At 64.2% G+C, this 21,192-nt stretch carries 20 protein-coding genes; 6 read left to right on the forward strand and 14 right to left on the reverse strand.

What is annotated here, in order from left to right; genetic code table 11:
* Positions 1-3: 3 nt before the first annotated feature.
* The 7 genes from ahcY to RY1_RS24875 form a co-directional block, all read right to left on the reverse strand.
* On the reverse strand, positions 4-1,506 hold the full coding sequence (gene ahcY / locus RY1_RS24845) for an adenosylhomocysteinase (protein ID WP_072806751.1): 1,503 nt from the start codon (positions 1,504-1,506) through the stop codon (positions 4-6).
* Positions 1,507-1,573: 67 nt separating this feature from the next.
* Entirely contained in the window at positions 1,574-2,719 is a 1,146-nt protein-coding gene (locus tag RY1_RS24850) for an alkane 1-monooxygenase (protein WP_084727832.1), read from the reverse strand.
* Positions 2,720-2,903: 184 nt separating this feature from the next.
* Positions 2,904-4,418 (reverse strand): amino acid permease, encoded by a 1,515-nt coding sequence (locus RY1_RS24855; RefSeq protein ID WP_072806753.1) that lies wholly within the window; start codon positions 4,416-4,418, stop codon positions 2,904-2,906.
* 169 nt (positions 4,419-4,587) lie between these two features.
* On the reverse strand, positions 4,588-5,811 hold the full coding sequence (gene manA / locus RY1_RS24860; RefSeq protein WP_072806712.1) for a mannose-6-phosphate isomerase, class I: 1,224 nt from the start codon (positions 5,809-5,811) through the stop codon (positions 4,588-4,590).
* A complete protein-coding gene (locus tag RY1_RS24865) occupies positions 5,811-6,983 on the reverse strand; it encodes a tobH protein (protein WP_072806754.1) in 1,173 nt (390 codons plus the stop codon). The genes manA and RY1_RS24865 overlap by 1 nt, the downstream gene beginning before the upstream one ends.
* A 79-nt stretch (positions 6,984-7,062) precedes the next feature.
* Positions 7,063-8,439, reverse strand: a complete 1,377-nt coding sequence (locus tag RY1_RS24870) for a phosphomannomutase/phosphoglucomutase (protein WP_072806713.1) — start codon at positions 8,437-8,439, stop codon at positions 7,063-7,065.
* Positions 8,440-8,638: 199 nt separating this feature from the next.
* Positions 8,639-9,052: a DUF3499 domain-containing protein gene (locus tag RY1_RS24875; RefSeq protein WP_174565470.1), complete on the reverse strand. Its 414-nt coding sequence runs from the start codon at positions 9,050-9,052 to the stop codon at positions 8,639-8,641.
* A 77-nt stretch (positions 9,053-9,129) separates the two neighbouring features.
* Here RY1_RS24875 and RY1_RS24880 point away from each other — a divergent pair, with 77 nt between their 5' ends.
* Entirely contained in the window at positions 9,130-9,618 is a 489-nt protein-coding gene (locus RY1_RS24880; protein ID WP_072806714.1) for a metallopeptidase family protein, read from the forward strand.
* A 52-nt stretch (positions 9,619-9,670) separates the two neighbouring features.
* On the opposite strand, the gene RY1_RS24885 is transcribed toward RY1_RS24880, so the two are convergent.
* Positions 9,671-9,904 carry a WhiB family transcriptional regulator gene (locus RY1_RS24885; protein WP_169914826.1) on the reverse strand — a complete coding sequence of 78 codons (234 nt, stop codon included), beginning with the start codon at positions 9,902-9,904 and terminating at the stop codon, positions 9,671-9,673.
* 776 nt (positions 9,905-10,680) lie between these two features.
* Between RY1_RS24885 and cofD the strand changes: the two genes are divergently transcribed.
* Genes cofD through RY1_RS24900 form a run of 3 tightly spaced genes read left to right on the forward strand, consistent with a single transcriptional unit; the run spans position 10,681 to position 13,581 of the window.
* A complete protein-coding gene (gene cofD / locus RY1_RS24890) occupies positions 10,681-11,649 on the forward strand; it encodes a 2-phospho-L-lactate transferase (protein ID WP_072806757.1) in 969 nt (322 codons plus the stop codon).
* On the forward strand, positions 11,646-13,001 hold the full coding sequence (locus tag RY1_RS24895; protein ID WP_072806715.1) for a coenzyme F420-0:L-glutamate ligase: 1,356 nt from the start codon (positions 11,646-11,648) through the stop codon (positions 12,999-13,001). The genes cofD and RY1_RS24895 overlap by 4 nt, the downstream gene beginning before the upstream one ends.
* 1 nt (position 13,002) lies before the next feature.
* Positions 13,003-13,581, forward strand: coding sequence for an NUDIX hydrolase (locus RY1_RS24900; RefSeq protein WP_072806716.1), 579 nt, complete (start codon positions 13,003-13,005; stop codon positions 13,579-13,581).
* Positions 13,582-13,617: 36 nt separating this feature from the next.
* On the opposite strand, the gene manB is transcribed toward RY1_RS24900, so the two are convergent.
* From manB to rfbD, 3 genes are read right to left on the reverse strand one after another with little or no spacing between them, the layout of a single operon-like run.
* Complete coding sequence (gene manB, locus RY1_RS24905) at positions 13,618-14,703, reverse strand: mannose-1-phosphate guanylyltransferase (protein WP_072806717.1); 1,086 nt, start codon at positions 14,701-14,703, stop codon at positions 13,618-13,620.
* The gene (locus tag RY1_RS24910) at positions 14,693-15,589 is read right to left on the reverse strand and encodes a glycosyltransferase family 2 protein (RefSeq protein WP_072806718.1); all 897 of its coding nucleotides are present in this window, start codon (positions 15,587-15,589) and stop codon (positions 14,693-14,695) included. The genes manB and RY1_RS24910 overlap by 11 nt, the downstream gene beginning before the upstream one ends.
* A 33-nt stretch (positions 15,590-15,622) precedes the next feature.
* A complete protein-coding gene (gene rfbD / locus RY1_RS24915) occupies positions 15,623-16,489 on the reverse strand; it encodes a dTDP-4-dehydrorhamnose reductase (protein ID WP_072806719.1) in 867 nt (288 codons plus the stop codon).
* A 273-nt stretch (positions 16,490-16,762) separates the two neighbouring features.
* Here rfbD and RY1_RS24925 point away from each other — a divergent pair, with 273 nt between their 5' ends.
* Both RY1_RS24925 and RY1_RS24930 read left to right on the forward strand, forming a co-directional pair.
* A complete protein-coding gene (locus RY1_RS24925) occupies positions 16,763-18,199 on the forward strand; it encodes an LCP family protein (protein ID WP_442972253.1) in 1,437 nt (478 codons plus the stop codon).
* A 29-nt stretch (positions 18,200-18,228) separates the two neighbouring features.
* A complete protein-coding gene (locus tag RY1_RS24930; RefSeq protein WP_072806721.1) occupies positions 18,229-18,936 on the forward strand; it encodes a TIGR03089 family protein in 708 nt (235 codons plus the stop codon).
* Between the two features lie 43 nt (positions 18,937-18,979).
* Here RY1_RS24930 and RY1_RS24935 read toward each other — a convergent pair whose 3' ends face one another.
* The 3 genes from RY1_RS24935 to RY1_RS24945 are packed head-to-tail and all read right to left on the reverse strand — an operon-like array spanning position 18,980 to position 21,138.
* Positions 18,980-19,330, reverse strand: a complete 351-nt coding sequence (locus tag RY1_RS24935; RefSeq protein WP_072806722.1) for a hypothetical protein — start codon at positions 19,328-19,330, stop codon at positions 18,980-18,982.
* 13 nt (positions 19,331-19,343) lie between these two features.
* On the reverse strand, positions 19,344-19,871 hold the full coding sequence (gene purE, locus RY1_RS24940; RefSeq protein WP_072806723.1) for a 5-(carboxyamino)imidazole ribonucleotide mutase: 528 nt from the start codon (positions 19,869-19,871) through the stop codon (positions 19,344-19,346).
* Positions 19,864-21,138, reverse strand: coding sequence for a 5-(carboxyamino)imidazole ribonucleotide synthase (locus RY1_RS24945; RefSeq protein WP_072806724.1), 1,275 nt, complete (start codon positions 21,136-21,138; stop codon positions 19,864-19,866). Before RY1_RS24945 ends, purE begins: the two co-directional genes overlap by 8 nt.
* Positions 21,139-21,192: the final 54 nt, after the last annotated feature.

Here is a 21,192-nt window from a genome sequence, read left to right on the forward strand (position 1 = left end):
CGACTAGTACCGGTAGTGCTCGGGCTTGTACGGGCCCTCGACATCGACGTTGATGTACTCCGCCTGCTCCTTGGTGAGCTTGGTGATGGTGCCACCGAGCGCCTCGACGTGGATACGCGCCACCTTCTCGTCGAGAACCTTGGGAAGGCGGTAGACCTCGTTGTCGTATTCGCTCGGCTTGGTCCACAGTTCGATCTGCGCAATGACCTGGTTGGAGAAGCTGTTGCTCATCACGAACGACGGGTGACCCGTCGCATTGCCCAGGTTCAGCAAGCGACCTTCGGACAACACGATGATCGAGTGGCCGTCGGGGAACTGGAATTCGTCGACCTGCGGCTTGATGTTGATCCGCGTGACGTCCTTGGCCTTCTCCAACCCTGCCATGTCGATCTCGTTGTCGAAGTGGCCGATGTTGCCGAGGATGGCCTGGTGCTTCATCCGCTTCATGTGATCGAAGGTGATGATTCCGAGGTTTCCGGTCGAGGTGATGACGATGTCCGCCTTGTCGATGTACTCCTCGACGGTGCGGACGTCGAACCCGTCCATCAATGCCTGCAGCGCGTTGATCGGGTCCGCCTCGGTGACCGTCACACGTGCGCCCTGGCCCTTGAGAGCCTCGGCACAGCCCTTGCCCACATCGCCGTAACCGCAGACGAGAACTGCCTTGCCGCCGATGAGCACATCGGTGCCGCGGTTGATTCCGTCGATCAACGAGTGGCGGGTGCCGTACTTGTTGTCGAACTTGCTCTTGGTGACCGAGTCGTTGACATTGATCGCGGGGAATGTGAGCTCACCTGCGGCAGCGAACTGATACAGCCGCAGCACACCGGTCGTCGTCTCCTCGGTGACGCCCTTCACCGATGTAGCAACCTCGGTCCACTTGGTCTTCGACGCCTCGAGCGAACGACGAAGGAGTCCGAGGAAGACCTTGTACTCGTCGGAATCGTGATCGTCGTCGGTCGGAGGAACAACGCCCGCCTTCTCGAACTGCGCGCCGCGCAGAACGAGCATGGTGGCATCGCCACCGTCGTCGAGAATCATGTTCGCGGGCTGGCCCGGCCAGGTGAGCATCTGCTCGGCGGCCCACCAGTACTCCTCGAGCGATTCACCCTTCCAGGCGAACACCGGCACGCCCTTGGGCTCGTCCACCGTGCCGTACGGCCCGACGACGACAGCAGCGGCAGCATGATCCTGAGTGGAGAAGATGTTGCACGACGCCCAGCGAACCTCGGCTCCGAGCGCAACCAGAGTCTCGATGAGAACAGCGGTCTGCACGGTCATGTGCAGCGAACCCGAAACACGAGCACCCTTGAGCGGCAACACGTCTGCGTATTCACGCCGCAGCGCGACGAGGCCCGGCATCTCGTGCTCGGCGAGTCGGATCTCTTTGCGGCCGAACTCGGCGAGCGACAGGTCCGCGACCTTGAAGTCGATGCCACCCCGGACGTCCGCGGTGAGTAGCGATCCTGTGGCCGAACGATCGTCCGGCGTTACTGAGGTCGTCATCTTCCCTCTCCTGATTGCGTGAAGTTTCTTCCGCAAGGCTATCGGGTCGATGGCGCCCGAGTTCGCACTACCTTGCGGTCGGCCACTTCGCGCCGGAGGCGCCTGTCCCATTCGTCCCGATCGGATACGTGCGGAGAACCTTCTCACGGCGACGCGGCAGGATGTTCGCACGTGTGATGTCGCCTTCGTAGTGCGCGAGCACACGTCGATCCATCACCCTGCGCCAGAGTGGTGGAATCGCCGCCAACATCACCATGGTGGCGTAACCGGCCGGCAGCTGCGGCGCCTCGTCACAGGCACGCAGCGACTGATAACGCTTGGACGGATTTGCATGGTGGTCACTGTGACGCTGCAGGTGGTAGAGAAAGATGTTGGTGCACAGTCGATCGCTGTTCCAACTGTGCCGAGGAGAGCACCGGACGTAACGACCGCGCTGATTCGTCTCGCGGAGCAGTCCGTAGTGCTCGACGTAGTTGACCATCTCCAGCAACAGAAACCCGACAACCGCTTGAAGAGCCAGATACGGCAGGATCGCAGGCCCGAAGACGACCGACAACACTGCGAACAGCGCGATGGACATGGACCAACCGTGCAGCAGGTTGTTGCGAACACTCCAGGTCCTCGCCCCGGTGCGGTCCAACCTCTCACGCTCGAGCTGCCACGCCGACACGAGTCCCCCGAGCACGCTCCGTGGCAGGAACGCCCATGCACTCTCACCGAATCGTGCGCTGGCCGGATCGAGTGGAGTGGCCACCCGAACGTGATGGCCTCGATTGTGCTCGACGAAAAAATGCCCGTAGAACGTCTGTGCCAGTGCAACTTTCGCCAGCCAGCGCTCATGCCGTTCGTTGCGGTGGCCCAACTCGTGGGCGGCGTTGATTCCCGTCCCCGCGACGAGACCGATGGTCACCGCCAGCCCGACCTTGTCCACGACGGACAGGTCGCCGAACGCCCACATCCAGCACGCGACCAGCAGAGTGACGAACTGCACCGGGAGAAAAAGATAGGTACACCAGCGGTAGTACCTATCTTCCTCCATCGCCTCGATATCGACGTCGGACGGATTGTTGCCGTCCTCGCCCGCGATGGCATCGAGTACCGGGATCAGCACGAAGAAGATCAACACGCCGCTCCACCAGAAGATCGGCATTCCGGTCCACAGGACGAGCTGCGACGGAAGGAGCGCCGACGCAGGCGCGAGGAGTCCGAGCATCCACAGATATCGCTTCACGCTGCGCCGACGGCCACTTCCGTGTCCTGGCACGCGATCGATATGCGATCTCTCGTGAACAGCCCCACCCAACGGAGATTCCCCCTGATCATCGACTCGAGGTTTCTTCGGTGAGCTTATAACAATCTCGGTCCCCGTAAAAGGCGTCCCGAAACGACCTGCTGCCTCACTTCGTCGACGCAGCCTCCGCTGCTGCAGCGCGCTCCTGCATGGTCTTTTCGGCATTTCGCCTGCTGTAGGCGAAATAGATCACGACTCCGATTGCCATCCAGACGATGAAACGGATCCAGGTTTCGACCGAAAGATTGACCATCAACCACACGCATGCGACAACCGCCAGTATGGGAATCACGGGCATCAGCGGCACCTTGAACCCACGGGGCAGGTCGGGGCGTGTGCGGCGAAGCACCACCACGCCGATCGAGACGAGAACGAATGCGAACAACGTACCGATGTTCACCATCTCCTCGAGTGTCCCGATCGGGAAGAAAGCGGCCAGGATCGCCACCACGAACCCGACGATCAGCGTGATGCGCACCGGAGTTCCCCTCTTTCCGGTGTGCGCGAGACCACGCGGAGCGAGTCCGTCGCGCGACATCGCGAACAACACCCGCGTCTGCCCCAGCATCAGCACCATGACCACTGTCGTCAGGCCGGCGAGAGCACCGAAGGAGATGACGTTCTTGGCCCACGTCAGACCGTTCAACTCGAATGCAGTCGCCAATGTGGAGCTCTCGCCTGCGAGTTCGGTGTATTTCACCATTCCGGTGAGCACGAGTGTGACTGCGACGTAGAGAACGGTGACGATGGCGAGAGATCCGAGGATGCCCCTCGGCAGGGCCTTCTGCGGATCCTTGGTCTCCTCCGCGGTGGTGGCCACGACATCGAATCCGATGAAGGCGAAGAACACGAGGCTGGCGGCCGCGAGCAGTCCGTACCATCCGAACGTGCTTCCGCCGGCGCCGGTCACGAACGAGAACAACGATTGGTGAATGCCTTCGCCCGTCGAACCAGGCTGGGACGGCGGAACGTAGGGCGAGTAGTTCTCGGCCTTGATGTAGAACGCGCCGACAACGACGACGAGCAGAACGACGATCACCTTGATCGCCGTGATGACCAGCGACACCCGCGAGGACAGCTTGGTCCCGGTGGCGAGAAGCACGGTGATGACCGAGACGATGACCAACGCGCCCCAGTCGAAGTCGAGCGAGCCGATCTTCGCGATGGGGCTGACCGAACCGAGAACCTCACCGAGGTAGAGCGACCACCCTTTCGCGACGACCGACGAAGCGAGCGCGAATTCGAGAATCAGATCCCACCCGATGATCCATGCCACGAACTCTCCGAAGGTGGCATACGAGAACGTGTATGCGCTGCCCGCCACCGGCACTGTGGACGCGAACTCTGCGTAGCACAGCGCGGCGAGCCCACAGGACACTGCGGCGAGCACGAAGGCGAGAGAGACCGACGGGCCCGCGACGTTTCCGGCGGTGCGTGCGGTCAGTGTGAAGATTCCCGCACCGATGACTACTGCGACGCCGAAGACGGTCAGGTCCCAGGAAGTCAGGTCCTTACGAAGTTTCGTGTCCGGTTCGTCGGTATCCCTCATCGACTGTTCCACCGATTTGGTACGGAAGATTCCGGTACTGCGAGCGGCCTTGCTGGTTCGCTCTTCGTGCATGTGTTCCACCTGTCGAGAGTGCTTCGGCTCGGGGGCCCACGCAGGTGGGTCTCACCGGCTGGCCGCCCGAACGATCGGTCACCTCACCCTAGGGGTCGCAACGGCACCACACGTCGCGATCGACGGAACTGCATCCCGGCGCTGCCGATCGTCCGGGCAAGCCGGTGCACTACCCGACAGTTGCGCTGAACACCTCGGCGTCGCCCCACCTGGCATGCACGGCGAAAACGGGATCGGACGCCGAGACCCACACCGAGGAACCGCGTTCGAGAACCAGTTCGGTGTCTCCGTCGTCGAGAGCGACCTTGCCTTCCGTGCAGAGCACGATCTGCGGACCCGCACTGTCGAGTTTGATCGAGTGCCCTTCTGCAAGAGACGCTCTGGAGAGCGCGAACTCCGGGGCCGGCGTCAGGTAACGGACCGGTGTGTCAGCGGAATCGGTGTCGGGATCGAGAACTGTCACCTCGGCAGGTTCGAAATCGAGCACTCTGAGCAACTCCGGTACATCCACGTGTTTCGGAGTCAGTCCACCGCGAAGAACGTTGTCGGAGTTGGCCATGATCTCGACTCCGGTGCCCGACAGGTACGCGTGCAGGTTTCCCGCGTCGAGAAACAGGCCCTGGCCTGCAGTCAACGTCACCCTGTTGAGCAACATCGCGGCGAGAACGCCTGCGTCACCCGGATAGGACTCGCCGAGTTCGAGAAGGGTTCTGGCCTCCGCGACGAACTGTCCGCCGTCGGATTTGGCTCGCGTGGACAGATAATCGACCAGGCCGTCTGCGACGAGCGGAAGTAGCGCATCGAGCGCAGGCCCGGGAAGTGTTATCCACGAGGTGAAAACGGTACGAAGTCCTGCTTCGTCGGGTTGGTCGGCGAGCAGCGACCGATACCCGGACAACGCGTCGACTCCGAGCGCGTCCATGAACTCGACGGTGCGCAGGGGGCATCTGAACCCGGCCAACGCATGGAACTCGGTCAACGCAACGATCAGCTCGGGTTTGTGGTTGGCGTCCCGGTAGTTGCGCACAGGTGACTCGATCGGAACGTGCGCACTTTCCTCGCGCGCGAATCCTTCTCGCGCTTGCTCCGCGCTCGGGTGCGCCTGCAGCGACAAGGGCTCGTCCGCGGCGAGAAGTTTGAGCAGGAACGGGAGCCTGCCGTCGTACGCCTTCGCGGTGTCGAATCCCAGTTCACGAACAGGGTCCGCGTCGATGTGCGCCAGCAACGACTGTGCCGATGGGCCGTCCCCGAGTCGAGCCGGATCAGCGGGATGAGCACCCAGCCAGATTTCCGCTTCCGGGTGCTCGGACGGGACCGATCTTCCCTGTAACCGGGCAAGTGAGGTTCGTGATCCCCACGCGTACGACCTGACCGCACCGTGCAATGGTTGCACTACCTACCGCCCATCAAATGTAGATACGCGGCAGCCATCTCCAACCGCGTCGCCAACAACGACATGGCCTCCAGATCATCGAGGCCCCCCGTGCCGAGTTCGGGTGCACTGCGCGTCCCGAACTCGAGCGAGTTCGCACCGGCGTACCCGGGTTCGGTGCGATCCAATCCTGCCTCGTCGACGGACATCACCACAGCATCCGGCACTGCGGCCACCCGACGCTCGGTGGCCGCCACCAGATTCGGCGCCGCCGAGACCAACACGCGGACAGGTGCTTCCGGGCGCGGCCCGTCGAGCTGATCGTCGTGGAAGAACGGGTCGTAGTCGATGTTCGAGTGCTGCGCTCCCGAACCAAAGGACGACTGACGGCCCGAGGCAACGGCCGCGGCAACCACATCGGCCAGTTCTCCTGCGGAACTGACCACCCCGGCTGCGCGCAGGAGTACCTCGCTGCCGTGGCGTGCGAGTTCGACGGCCACCGGGCTTGCGCCGGTGAGAACCACTCGACTCCCCGAGATGCGCGCCGCGAGCGATTTGGCCGGGTTGTGGAACACCTCGTTCGACGGATGATTTCGAGCCGCTTCGGCGTCGAGTAGGTCTGCCAGACGATCGGGGTCGGGCAGGAGGGACCGATACGCACCGTCGGACACGTTCGCCAGGACGCCGATTCCAGCAGCGAGATGACGCATCAACGTGTTGTGCTCCCGTGCCGCGATTCTCGGCGGAACGAAGACACCGCGGCCCGCCGCCGCCGACCGCAGCGGACCCTCGGCCGGGGTGATGAGTACGGTTTCGGCGCCACGCCGAACAGCAATCGACGTCGCCTCGGCCAACCGGGGGTCGCCTGCATCGTCACCGGCGACGACGACCACGTCGAGAGGACCGACCCACAACGGAGTACCTGCGGCCCGAACCAGGGGAACGCCGATACGTGCACCAGCACCGGCGATCAGCATCGATGCGGCTCGTCCGGCCCGTCCGTCGCCTGAGACGAACACCACACTGCGCGGACGCAGATCCCGCAGACGATCCGCCACGGCCTCGGTGACCGCCGTCGACGTCGCGCGAACCTGAGCGCCGCCGAGTGCGGCACTGCGTAGCACTCCGTCGGTGTCGGCAGCGACCACCGCCGCGGAATCATCGAGATCGAGCACGGGCGATGCAGCAGTCATGGCCTTCGGCACCGCCCTCTCCTCGTTTCGCTTCGTGCACGCAGACGCCGCCGCACTGTGCGAGACGCCTACTGACCCACTATTCCAGCCCGGCCCGAACCACGCCGAGTATCTCGGACGTCAATGCATCGACTTCGGCAGCAGTTCGAGCCTCGACGTTGAGTCGAAGCAGCGGCTCGGTGTTGGACGCCCGAAGATTGAACCAGGCCCCGTCCGCCAGATCCACGGTCACGCCGTCGAGACGATCGATGGACGTCGTTCTGTCCGCGAAGGCGTCGAGTACCGCCGCGGTTCGCTCGGCTGCGTCGCCGACCGTCGAGTTGATCTCACCGGACGCGGCGTACGTTTCGTACGACTCCATGAGCTCCGACAACGGACGGTCCTGTGCGCCCAGAGCTGCCAGCACGTGCAGGGCCGCGAGCATCCCCGAATCGGCTCCCCAGAAATCACGGAAATAGTAGTGGGCCGAATGTTCGCCGCCGAAGATCGCGCCGGTCTCGGCCATCTGCGCCTTGATGAACGAGTGTCCGACTCGTGTCCGCACCGGCGTACCACCGAGTTCGGTCACCAGCTCGGGAACAGCTCGCGAGGTGATCAGATTGTGGATGACGGTGGCACCCGGTTCCTTCGCCAGCTCACGCTGCGCGACGAGTCCAGTCACTGCGGAGGGCGAAACCGGGTCACCCTTCTCGTCCACGACGAAGCAGCGGTCTGCGTCCCCGTCGAACGCGAGCCCTATGTCTGCGCCGGTCTTGCGCACGAACGCCTGCAGGTCTTTGAGATTCTCGGGATCGAGAGGGTTGGCCTCGTGGTTGGGGAACGTTCCGTCCAGTTCGAAATACAGCGGTTCGATCGTGACCGGAAGAGAGGCGAACACCGCCGGTACCGTGTGGCCGCCCATACCGTTTCCGGCGTCGACGGCGATCGTCACACCGGATACCTGAGACAGGTCGACGAGATCGCGCATGAACGCTGCGTACTCGGACAGGACGTCACGTTCGGTGACGGTTCCTACTCGACCCTCGTATTCGGGAACGCCGGACACCAACTCGGCCTTGATGGTGTCGAGTCCCGTGTCCTGGCCTACCGGCTTGGCTCCGGCCTGGCACAGTTTGATCCCGTTGTACTTCGCCGGATTGTGGCTGGCAGTGAACATCGCACCCGGGCACTCGAGCAGTCCGGACGCGAAGTAGAGCTGATCCGTGGACGCGAGACCGATCAGAACGACGTCGAGTCCCTGCGACGTCACGCCGTCCGCGAACGCGCGCGACAGTTCCGGTGACGATGCCCGCATATCGTGGCCGATGACCACTTGCTCCGTCGAACCGTCCCGCACCAGCCTGGCAAAGGCTGCACCGACGTCTCGGACGAAGTCGACGTCGATCTGCTCGCCGACCACCCCTCGTACGTCGTAGGCCTTGATTACTGCATTGACGGATTCGGTAGTTCGTGCCACGAACGACTCCTCGTGATTGCGGTGGGGCGAACGGTGGAGCTCGGGGTGGGACGATCCCGCTCGAAGTACTCATCGGTCTCGTCCACGAATCTGTCACAACCGCACCGACGTCGAGACGAAAGCAACCGGATGTGACCGAAACTACGCACAGGGCGTCAAGTGATCGGAAGTCATCACGCCAGAGATCTCCACACCGGGATCAGGACGTCGGATCCGGCAGAACACGAAGATGTCCGCGGCGGCCCGTGCGCGCGGGTGGCGGCGCAGGCCGGTCGCTCTTCGTATCGCGCCTGAAGGTTCGCTCGTGCGCCATCGGTGCCGACTCGTCACGGGTGCGATCGCCCCGCCCGGCCTCACGAACGGCCTCGGCCAGCGCCGTCAGGTCGTCCTCGTCCGGCGTGGTGGTCGAAAACCCACCCTCGTACCGAACCAGCTCCCACCCCTTGGGCGCAGTCGTCGTCGACGCGTGCACTTCGCACAGATCCCAGGAATGCGGCTCGTCGACGGTTGCCAGCGGGCCGACAACAGCGGTGGAATCCGAATAGACATACGTGAGCGTGGCCACAGCCGAACGATTGCACCCTGGCCGGCAGCATCCACGCAGAGATCTCACACTCGAGAGACTATCTCCCCGGAGCCACCCCCAACCGCCCGACACACCGCCGACCTTCCGAAGATAACCTGAGACCCATGGCACGAATCGAATCTCGACGCACCACCACCTCACGTTCCGCTGCGCGCCGCGGCCGTGGAATCCGAGGGCCGATCCTGCCGACCAGCGTTCCGGCGCATCGCTCCAGAGCCGACCGGTTCGACCGCACGGTGCTCGAAGCGTTCGCGCGAATCGACCATCGCTGGCACGAACGTCTCGAACGACTCGACATCGCGGTGGACGAGGTACCGAAGATCCGAGCGATCGACCCGGAGTCGGTCAACTGGCCACCCGAGGTCGTCGCGGAGGGACCGGTCCCGCTCTCACGGTTGGTCCCGGCGGGGATAGACAAGCGCGGTGAAGCGACACGCGCAAGGATCGTACTGTTCAGGCGTCCTCTCGAACGGAGAGCCAAGCATCCGCACGAACTGGAGGATCTACTCTACGAAATTCTGGTGGAGCAAGTAGCAACCTACCTGGGAGTCGACCCGGACGAGGTCGACCCCGGCATCGACGACGACTTCTGACGCGCACGGCCTCTGACACGCACGACTTCCTACACGAGGCCAGGATGACGAGTCAGATGATGCCGCGCTTGAGCCGGCGACGTTCACGCTCGGACAGTCCACCCCAGATTCCGAAACGCTCGTCGTTCGCAAGAGCGTATTCGAGGCATTCGTCCTTCACTTCGCAGCCGAGGCAGATGCGCTTGGCCTCGCGGGTCGATCCGCCCTTCTCCGGGAAGAACGCCTCGGGATCGGTCTGCGCGCACAGGGCTCGCTCCTGCCACTGATCCTCGATCTCCTCGAACATCTGATCGAAACCGGCGACCAAGCTCAGGAACGGCTTCTCGGGCGCACGCGGCGGAACATCACTCTCGTCCGATTCGTCGAAATCGACATCGTCATCCGAATCGAGTGCAACAGAATCGAGTGCAGCAGAATCGGTTTCGAGATATGCCGCACCGGCATCGATCGGCGCAACCTCGGCCAAGGATGCACGGACGGCAAGCGCTCCCCCGACGCCGTCGAGCTGTACTTCGTCGAGCTGTGCTTCGTCGAGCTGTACTTCGCAGTCGCGTGTTGCTGCGCCTGCTTCGGAATCGGTCTGCGGCGCGTGATTGACTGCGCTGAGGTGAGCACCGGTTTGAACCTGTGTTTCACGTGTCACGTGCTGGTCGTACATCGCTTCCGCCTCCTCACCTTGAAATAGCGCAGAAATTTCGGTTTGTTCCGAATACCTTGCCCCGCGCCGGTATTCGTCAATCATTCTCAACCCTCGACCTGTACTACACGTCCCGACGCGATACCGCTACATGGGAACGCGTGTTCGAATCAAGGGTCACTCCAAGCGAACTCGCCTGCGAGTACTGGAATGACATACATGTGATTAGACACGCCGGACACTGCTGCGGTCAAGCCGATGGGGAATATTCCAATACCATCTATGGTCCGAAATCGGCACCCAACCCGGAACTTCGCCCGTCCCCCGCGTGTCGCGCATCGAAAACAGTGCTCAAACAGGCACCGAGCTTGCTCGACGACACTCGCCTGCCCGTCGCCCGGCAACACGGCCTAGGCTCTGACCCTGTGAAAGTTACTGTCTTGGTCGGTGGTGTCGGAGGGGCCCGTTTCCTTCAGGGTCTGAAATCCCTTCTCGGGGAGGACGACGAGATCACAGCGGTCGTCAACGTCGGTGACGACGTATGGATGCACGGCTTGCGAATCTGTCCCGATCTCGATACGTGCATGTACACCCTCGGCGGTGGAATCGACACCGAACGAGGGTGGGGTCGAATCGCAGAGACGTGGCACGCCCGAGACGAACTCGCCGCGTACGGTGCCGATCCGGACTGGTTCGGCCTCGGCGATCGCGACATTGCCACTCACCTGATCCGAAGCCGAATGCTCCGAACCGGTTATCCACTGTCCGCGGTGACCGAAGCGCTGTGCAACCGTTGGAAGCCCGGCGTCCGCCTGATCCCGGTGAGCGACGATCGCAGTGAGACACACGTCGTCGTGACCGACCCCGAGGATCCGACAGGAGAAACTCAGCGCGCGATCCACTTCCAGGAATGGTGGGTGCGGTATCGCGCGAAGATCGAAACACACAGTTTCGCGAACATCGGTGCCGAACAAGCGACTCCGGCGCCCGGGGTGCTCGACGCGATTGCCGACGCCGACGCCGTGATCCTCGCTCCATCGAATCCTGTGGTCAGTGTCGGTGCGATCCTCGCGGTACCGGGTATCCGCAGCGCACTACGGACCACGTCGGCGAAAGTCGTCGGCCTGTCCCCCGTCATCGACGGAAAGCCGTTGCGCGGTATGGCAGACGAGTGCCTGACGGTCATAGGAGTCGAGACGTCCGCCGAGGCGATAGGTCAGTACTACGGCGCCAGATCCGACACCGGGATACTCGATGCCTGGCTCATCCATTCGACCGACACCGCCACGATTGCGGGTGTCGATGTCAGGAGCGTTCCGCTGTTGATGACCGATCCCGAAACGACCTCCGAAATGGCCGCCGAGGCTCTACGTTCCGCGGGACTGGAACTGTGAGCGAATCGATCTCGGCAGATCACTCGCCGGGCGGAAGCATCGAGATCATCCCGGTCCCAGGTCTTCCCGAGTTCAGGCCCGGCGACGATCTCGCCGCAGCGATCGCTCGGCAGGCTCCGTGGCTGCAGGACGACGACATCCTGGTAGTGACGAGCAAGGTCCTGTCGAAGGTCGAGGGGAGACTCGTCGACGCACCGACCGATCCCGAGGAACGCGACGCAGCCAGACGACTCCTCGTCGATCAGGAGGCGGTTCGTGTCGTCGCCCGAAAGGGCCGCACGCTGATCACCGAGAACCGATTGGGCATCGTTCAGGCGGCGTCCGGAATCGACGGCTCCAACGTCGACACAGCGGAACTTGCGCTGCTACCGGAGAATCCGGACGCGAGTGCGGCTGCACTCCGGTCCGCGTTGGCCGATTCGCTCGGCGTCACCGTGGGCATCGTCGTCACCGACACGATGGGCCGAGCGTGGCGCATCGGACAGACCGATGCTGCGATCGGGTCCGCAGGCCTTGCCGTGGTGCACGCATACGCGGGCACTCAGGACGGTCAGGGCAACGATCTGATCGTCACCGAAGTCGCGGTCGCCGACGAGATCGCCGCCGCGGGAGATCTGGTGAAGGGAAAGCTGGGATCCGTTCCCGTCGCGGTGGTTCGGGGGCTGAAACCTGTCGACGACGGTTCGGTGGCCAGAGACCTCGTCCGCCCCGGTGAGGAAGATCTGTTCTGGCTCGGCACCGAGGAGTCGATCGCCAAGGGCAGACGTGACGCCGTACTTCTTCGACGGTCCGTCCGTTCCTTCACCGCAGAAAAGGTCGATCCCGACGAGATCCGCGCGGCGGTCGGTGATGCACTCACCGCCCCTGCGCCGCATCACACTCGTCCGGTCCGCTTCGTCTGGGTCAGAACACCTGCGTTGCGCTCGCATCTACTCGGAGTGATGAAGGAGCAATGGAAGCGTGACCTCCGCTCCGACGGATGGACCGAGGACCGGATCGATACGCGCACGTCCCGCGGCGACATCCTGTTCGACGCACCCGAGCTCGTCATACCGTTCTGCGTCCCTGACGGGGCGCACTCCTATCCCGACGCGAGGCGCGCTGCTGCGGAGGAAACGATGTTCACCGTGGCCGTGGGCGCGGCGGTACAGGGCCTACTCGTCTCGCTCGCCGCACGCGGTCTCGGTAGTTGCTGGATCGGCTCGACGATATTCACCTCCGACCTCGTCCGTACCGAACTCGGACTGCGAGCGGATTGGAAAGCCATGGGAGCGGTGGCAATCGGCCACCCAGCGGAGGAGCTCGCACTGCGCAGTCCCCGGACCCCCGGCACCGAACTACTGGAGGTATGAGATGGCCGACGCCGAGACCCCCGCAGTATCCGACACCACCAGCACGCTGCACGACTCGGCCGTCGAAGCGTTGACCTCGTGGAAAACCGACGAGTGGACCGAGGATTCGCTACGCCACACGATGCTCGCATTCCTCGCCAGCAACCCCGACGGATGTCTTCGGTCCAACGAGGCCGGGCACATCACGGCGTCGTCGCTGGTGCTCGACGAGTCCGGCCGCAACGTACTGCTGACACTGCACCCACGCGTCGGGCGTTGGATTCAGCTGGGCGGCCATTGCGAGGAGTCGGACGCAACCGTCGTCGATGCTGCGTTACGTGAGGCCCGAGAGGAATCGGGGATACAGGATGTCCGCATCGATCCTCGACTTCTGTCCGCCCATACGCACCCGATCACGTGCTCGCTGGGAAAGCCGACTCGGCACCTCGATCTGAGGTTTCTCGTGCGCGCGCCCGCGGGGTCGGTAGCAGTACGCAGCCACGAGTCGACGGACCTACGCTGGTGGCCCGTCGACGCGCTCCCCGAGTCCGCCGAGGCCGATACGATCTCGCACCTCGTCGCACTCGCGAAGCTGCGCTGACTCCTCTACTGCACCGACTCGTCTATTGCACTGAACTCAGACGTCGGTGGAGAATCGGACTCCACCGTCGGGCAGCTTGACGCCCGGCCATACCCGCGCACCGCGGAGCAACTCGCACCTGGCTCCGATGTCGGCGCCGTCACCGATGACCGCGTCGCGAACGAGAGCCCGGGGTCCGATGCGGACGCCGAAACCGAGAATGGAGCGTTCGACCACAGCGCCCGCTTCGACGATTGCACCGTCGAACACGACCGCTCCGTCGAGTCGTGCGCCAGCGCCGATTTCCGCACCACGACCGATGACCGTGCCGCCGATCAGCAACGCACCCGGGGCCACACCGGCGCTCGGGTGGACCAGCGATTCACCGCGAGTGCCGGTGAGGGCGGGCGACGGTGCGATACCGCGGACGAGGTCGGAGGAGCCTTTGACGAAATCTTCCGGTGTGCCCATGTCGCGCCAGTAAGCACTGTCGACGTGCCCGAATACTCGCTTGTCCTCGGCCAGCAACGCTGGGAAGACCTCACGCTCGACGGACACGGGTCGGTCGCTCGGAATCTTCTCGATGATCTCGCGGCGAAAGACGTAGCAACCTGCGTTGATCTGATCGGTCGGCGGGTCCTGCGCCTTCTCCAGGAACGCCGTGACGCGTCCGTCTGCGTCGGTGGGCACGCAGCCGAACGCACGGGGGTCACCGACGCGCACGAGGTGCAACGTGACGTCTGCTTCGGTGCGAGCATGAGTATCGAGCACTGCGGTGAGGTCGGTTCCGCCGAGAACGTCACCGTTGAACACCATCACGTTGTCCGCGCGCAGTCGTGGAAGAACGTTGCGGATACCTCCGCCGGTGCCCATCGGCTCGGTCTCGGTGACGTATTCGAGTTCGATGCCCAGCGCGGACCCGTCGCCGAAATGTTCTTCGAATACTTCCGCTTTGAACGATGTGCCGAGCACAACGTGCTCGATGCCCGCGCTCTTGATCCGTGCAAGCAGGTGATGCAGGAACGGCAGACCGGCGGTCGGCAGCATCGGTTTCGGAGCCGACAGCGTGAGCGGTCGTAGGCGAGTACCCTTGCCACCCACAAGGATTACGGCGTCGGTCTTCTTACCGGTATCAGCTGGCACGGTCGGCCTCTCTGTCGTCGTCGATCTGTCGCTGTCGAAGTGCCGAAGCCACAACAACCTTCGAGCGCACCGCCAGCCCTGCGCGCAGCGCCCATCGTAAGGGAGCTTGCCACACATGCGGGTGCCGATCGGCCTGGAAGCGATATGCGCTCGCGTGATGCGCGGGAAGCATCAGTTCCGGATGTCTCCCTGCCGCATGACCTTTGGAATGGGTTACTTCCACGTCGGGGACGTACACATTCAGCCATCCGGCGGTTCCGAGCCGATCTCCGAGATCGACGTCCTCCATATACATGAAGTAACGGGAATCGAACCCGTTCACGGAGTCGAATGCCGCGCGCCTGAGAAGGAGACACGAACCGGACAACCAGCCCACTGTTCTTTCCGTCACAGCCTCGTTGTCCTGTCGATACCGAGACGTCCATGGATTGTTGGGCCAGATCTTGCCGAGCAATGCATGCCCCGCACCCGACGTCAGGTCGGGAACAGCGCGCGCCGAGGGGTAACGGCTGCCGTCCGGCTCGCGAATCAGCGGCCCGAGCGCTCCGGCTCTCGGCCATCGCTCCGCGGCGGCCAGCAGGCCGTCGAGGGACCCAGGATGCCACTTCACGTCGGGATTGACCACGACGATGAATTCGATGGTGTCGTCGATTTCGGCGACGGCCCGGTTGACGGCTCCGCCGTAGCCGAGATTTGCGCCGGTCCGAAAAAGTCGTGTGCCAGGGTACGCGGCCTCTGCAGCCTCGGGACTGCCGTCGGTGGAGCCGTTGTCGGCCATGATCACCAGCGGCTTCTCGTCCGTAGCGGTCTCGAGCGAGCTCAGGAATTGATCCAGGTATTTCCCGGGCGAATAGGTCACCGTCACGACGGCCAGCTTGGAACTCACGCGGCCAGACTAACCGGAGTGGACGGCAGGAACTTACGTCGTGGCCGTACCGGTCGCCGCGAGAGCGTCATCGAGGGCCTCGCGCCAGTCGCGAAGCGGAGACAGACCGGCCCGCTCCCACGAGGCAGCAGAAAGTACCGAATACGCAGGGCGCGGCGCGGGGCGCACGAAATCGGCGCTGGTGCACGGCAGTACCCGAGCGGGATCGGCGCCGATTCCGGCGAACACAGCGCGTGCCAGCTCGAACCACGTGGCGGTTCCCGAATTGGTCAGATGAAGGATCGACTCCGATGTCTCGGCCGAGGTGGCCAACTCCAGAAGTCCACCGGCGAGGTCACGGGCATAGGTCGGCGATCCGGTCTGATCATCGACGACGGAGACCGTCTCACGTTCGCGTTCGAGCCTGCGCATCGTGGATACGAAATCGGATCCTGTGCCGGTGTACACCCAGGCCGTTCGAACGATCGTGGCCGTGGGAAGCGCCTGCAAGACGGCCTTTTCTCCGGCGAGCTTCGTCCTGCCGTAGGCACTGCGAGGTGCTGGAACGTCCTCTGGTTCGTACGGGATCTGTCCGGTCCCGTCGAAGATGTAGTCGGTCGAGACGTGGATCAGCCGAGCATTCACCCGAGCGCACGCCTCGGCGAGGTTCCGCGGTCCGTCCGCATTGATCGCGTACGCCCTGGCCTCCTCGGTCTCGGCCGCGTCGACGGCGGTGTGCGCTGCGCAGTTGACGACGACGGTCCCCGGCGCGATCGCATCCGCGACCGCAGCGCCGTCGGTGATGTCGAGCTCGCCACTCGTCCTGCCTACGACCGTGTCGGCGGAGCTCAGGTCTCGCGCACGGTGCATGATCTGCCGACCCAGCTGCCCACCGGCACCGGTCACAAGGATGTTCGCCACAGTTGCAAAGTGTGGCACGCCGCCCGTGCCTGAGCGAGGCAGTGACATTTCACAAGTAGCCTGGTTCCTCGGGACGACCGAAACGACACCGAACGAAAGAGGCCACAGGTGCCACGAGAGACGGACGCATCGCGGGGGGAGCCACGTCCCCGTTCGCGTCGCGGGGAGTCTCGCGGACGTCCCGACCCAGCGCATCGAGGGCCGGGTGATCGCTCGGCGAGTCGCCGCGCTCCTCGCCCGGATGCCGGTCGCGGTCTTCGCGGACCGCAGGTATTGATCGCGGTCGTCTCGGTGGTCGTTCTGGTCGTGACCGGGTTCGCGTGGCGCAGCGTCGACAGCTTGCGCTCCAACATCGCAACGGCCGGAGCGCTCGGTCTCGGCGGCGGCACCGACGGTGCAGTGGACATCTTGATGGTAGGAACCGACAGCAGGACCGATGCGCACGGCAACGCGCTGTCGCAGAGCGAGCTGGATTCGCTACGTGCCGGTGAGGAAGTGGCGTCCAACACCGACACCATCGTCCTCATCCGAGTACCCAACGACGGGTCGTCGGCGACCGCCATCTCCATTCCCCGCGACTCCTACGTCGAGGTTCCCGGCATCGGTATGTCGAAGATCAACGCCGCGTACGGTGCGACGAAGGAGAACACGCGTCTCGAGCTCGTCGAGCAGGGCGAAACCGACGCCGAGGCGGAGACACGATCCACCGAGGCCGGTCGCGAGGCACTCATCGAGTCCGTCGCCGACCTCACCGGCATCACCGTCGACCACTACGCCGAGGTCGGATTGCTGGGATTCGTCCTACTCACCGACGCGGTCGGAGGCGTCGACGTGTGCCTGAACGCGCCCGTCGACGAACCGATGTCCGGTGCGAACTTCGCTGCGGGCGAACAGACTCTGTCCGGCGCCGATGCATTGAGCTTCGTTCGACAGCGCCACGATCTCCCCCGAGGCGACCTGGATCGCATCGTTCGACAGCAGGTGTTCATGGCGTCGCTCGTACGCAGCGTGCTCAGCGCGAAGACGCTCAGCAATCCAGGCAAGCTCGGCCAACTGAGCTCTGCCGTGCAGCGCTCGGTGGTGCTCGATTCCGATTGGGACATACTGCAATTCGCTACCAAACTGCAAGATCTGGCGGGCGGCAAGGTCAAGTTCGAGACGATCCCCGCCGTCGACATCAACGGTGTGACCGACTACGGCGAGTCGATCGTTCAGGTCGATCCCGCCGCAGTGAAGAAATACGTCGAAGGACTGCTCGACGGCACAGCAGACGAACCGGACGCCGCGGATTCTGCCCCCACCACGCAGGACTCTGACGTCGACCCGTCCTCGGTGACGGTCGACGTCGCGAACGACAGCGGGATCGACGGTCTTGCCAACGAGGTCGCGAGCTCGCTCGGCGCTCTCGGTTACGGCAACGGCACGGTCGGGAACTACGAGGGATCGTCGGTGTCCACCAGCGTGATTCAGGCTGCCGACCCCGGCAGCGACGCGGCGAAGGCAGTTGCTGCCGCGCTGGGCGGCATACAGGTCACCGGCGACGACACCCTGTCCGAGAACACAGTTCGAGTCGTGCTTGCCTCCGACTACTCCGGGCCGGGAGTCGACGGCAGTTCCCCGGCGACCACCACCGAGGTTCAGGCGTCGGGTGGCGAGTCGCCTGCACCTGCGATCGATGCCGGGTCGACCGGTCCTGCCTGCGTCAACTGACTCAATTTTCGTCCGCTAGGGTTGCCGTCGTGGCCTCGACCTTGACGCAGGAACTGCTGGATCCGATTCTCGCGGCCGACCCAGCGGGGCCGCGAGTGACGTACTACGACGACAGCACCGGCGAGCGCGTCGAGGTGTCGACCATCACGCTCGCGAACTGGGCAGCGAAGACCGCCAACCTCCTTCGCGACGAGTTCGGCGTGGAGCCGGGCGCACGCATCAGTGTCCTGTTGCCTGCGCATTGGCAGACCGCGGCTGTCCTGCTCGGCGCGTGGTGGGCAGGTGCCGACGTCGTACTCACTGCCGATCCCGACGCCGAACTGGCGCTCGTGCACGGTAATCGCATCGACGACGCAGGAGACGTCGACGAGATTCTGGCTCTGTCGCTCGATGCGTTCGGCAGACCCGTGGCGGACCTGCCTGTCGGCATCACCGACTACGCGACATCGGTCCGAGTGCACGGTGACCAGTTCCGGCCGTCCGGCCAGGGCGCGGCTCTCGACGGCCGATCCATCAGCGCCGTCCTCGATGCCGCGCGTACACGCGCCGAGGCGCATTCTCTCGGCCAGGGCGACCGGGTCCTGTCGTCGTTGCCGTGGGGCACCGCCGACGAACTGATCGACGGATTGCTCTCGGTACTGGTCGCAGGAGCATCGTTGGTCCAGGTGAGCAACCCGGATCACTCGAAAACCGAACGACGGACCACCACGGAGAAGGTCACCAAGACCATCGGCTAGCTCGAGACCATCGGCTAGCTCGAGACCGCCGGCTGGCCCTGGATCAGAACCTGCTGCGCTTGCCCCTGTAGCCGCCGTCCTCCAGCCCGGCCTCGATTTCGTACTTGTTCGCCGGACCTGGATGTCGAATTTCTTCGACGAGATACCGGACGGCGAACGACACCCCGTATCGAGTCCACTGATCGGCGTGCACCGCTTCGTGTCGCAGCACCGCACGCGATACGTTCGCGCGGGTCAGGTACACGCTTCCGATGGTCGTACCACCGCGTGCGAACCCTCCGCGCATTCCGGAGGCGACGAACAGTCCGGACTCGTCGTCGAATCCGATGTGTGCCCGCCACAGTGCCGCGTAGCGCAGTGCCAGTCGGGTGACGACGGACCGGCGAGGTTCCACTCCGCGAGCCCCGTCAGCCCAGAAGCTTGGCTCGCAGTGCGGCGTCCTTCTCGAGCACCATCTCCTCGAGCCCCGCCTGGAACTGTTCGATACGCGCGCGCAGCACCGGATCGCTCGCGCCGAGAATCCGAGCGGCGAGAAGTCCCGCATTCCTCGCACCGCCGATGGACACCGTCGCAACGGGTATTCCGGCGGGCATCTGCACGATCGAGAGCAGCGAGTCCATGCCATCGAGGTACTTCAGCGGCACCGGCACTCCGATGACCGGGAGTGGCGTCGCCGACGCGACCATTCCGGGTAGGTGGGCTGCTCCCCCGGCGCCCGCGATGATGACCTGTAGACCGCGTCCGGCGGCCCTCGTGGCGTAATCGTGCATGCGTTGCGGTGTCCGATGTGCCGAGACCACTCCCACTTCGAAGCGGATACCGAACTCGGCCAATGCTTCTGCGGCAGCTTCCATCGTCGGCCAGTCGGAGTCGCTGCCCATGATCAGGCCGACCTGCGGCCCGGTTCGTGCGTCGGTAGCCGCGGCGTCAGACATTGCTGTGTGGGTCCCATCCGTCGGTCCATACGGCATGCGACATCCAGTGCGCCGCACGCTCGGCCTTCTCTCGTACTGCGGCAACGTAGTCCGAGTCGTTCAGTGAGCCGGTCGGGGCTCCGAGCACGTTGACGTGTCCGATCTTGCGGTCCTCGCGCTCGCCCTTGCCGTAGAGATGCACCTTGGCATCCGGCATGCGGGCGAGAAGATGATGCAGACGCTCGTCCATCGACATGGCAGGCGCCTGAGGTGCGCCGAGAATGTTCGCCATGACCGTCACAGGGGCCAGCGGCGTCGTGTCCCCGAGGGGGTAGTCGAGCACCGCGCGAAGGTGCTGCTCGAACTGGGATGTCCGGCAGCCGTCCATACTCCAGTGACCGGAGTTGTGCGGCCGCATGGCCAACTCGTTGACGAGGATTTTCCCGTCGACGGTCTCGAACAGCTCCACCGCCATTGCACCGACGACGCCCAGCTCGGCGGCGAGACCGAGCGCGAGCCGCTCGGCGTCGATCGCGGCGTCCTCGTCGAGTGCAGGAGCAGGGGCGATGACGACTGCGCACTGTCCGTTGCGCTGGACCGTCTCCACCACCGGCCATGCAGCTCCTTGTCCGAACGGCGACCGTCCGACCATGGCCGACAATTCACGCGCGAGCGCAACCTTCTCCTCGACCATCAGTGGCACCCCGAGATCGAGTTGCCGCTGGACTATCTCCTCGGCTTCCTCCGCGTCCTCGGGCATCCAGACGCCGCGGCCGTCGTACCCGCCGCGCACCGACTTCACGACAACGGGCCAACCGTGCTCGTCGCCGAACTTGGTCACGTCGCCGGCCCAGGTGATCTCGGCGAACGCAGGGATCGGCGTACCGAGCTCGGCGAGCTTGCGGCGCATCATCAACTTGTCCTGCGCAAAGATCAGCGCGCTCGGCGGCGGTTGAACATTGACGCCCTCGGCGACGAGCGTCCGCAGATGCTCGGTCGGTACGTGTTCGTGATCGAACGTCAGTGCGTTCGATCCCATCGCCGCAGTACGCAGGGCATTGAGGTCGTCGTGGTGTCCGAGTACGACGTCTGCGCTGACCTGCGCCGCAGGCTCGTCGGATCCGGCGGAGAGAACCCTGAGCGTCTGACCGAGAGCGATGGCTGCCTGGTGCGTCATGCGCGCGAGCTGTCCCCCACCGATCATCGTCACGACGGGCATTCCCGTGGTCGACGAGCGTGGAGGTGTTGGGCGAGGGGATTGACCTGTCACGGCTTCATATCGTGTCATGCGACACCGGTTCGACAGGCAGCAGTCCCCGGCTTCTGCAGGAAACGGGCCCGC

This window comes from Rhodococcus yunnanensis NBRC 103083 (assembly GCF_001895005.1).
Classification (GTDB): domain Bacteria; phylum Actinomycetota; class Actinomycetes; order Mycobacteriales; family Mycobacteriaceae; genus Rhodococcoides; species Rhodococcoides yunnanense.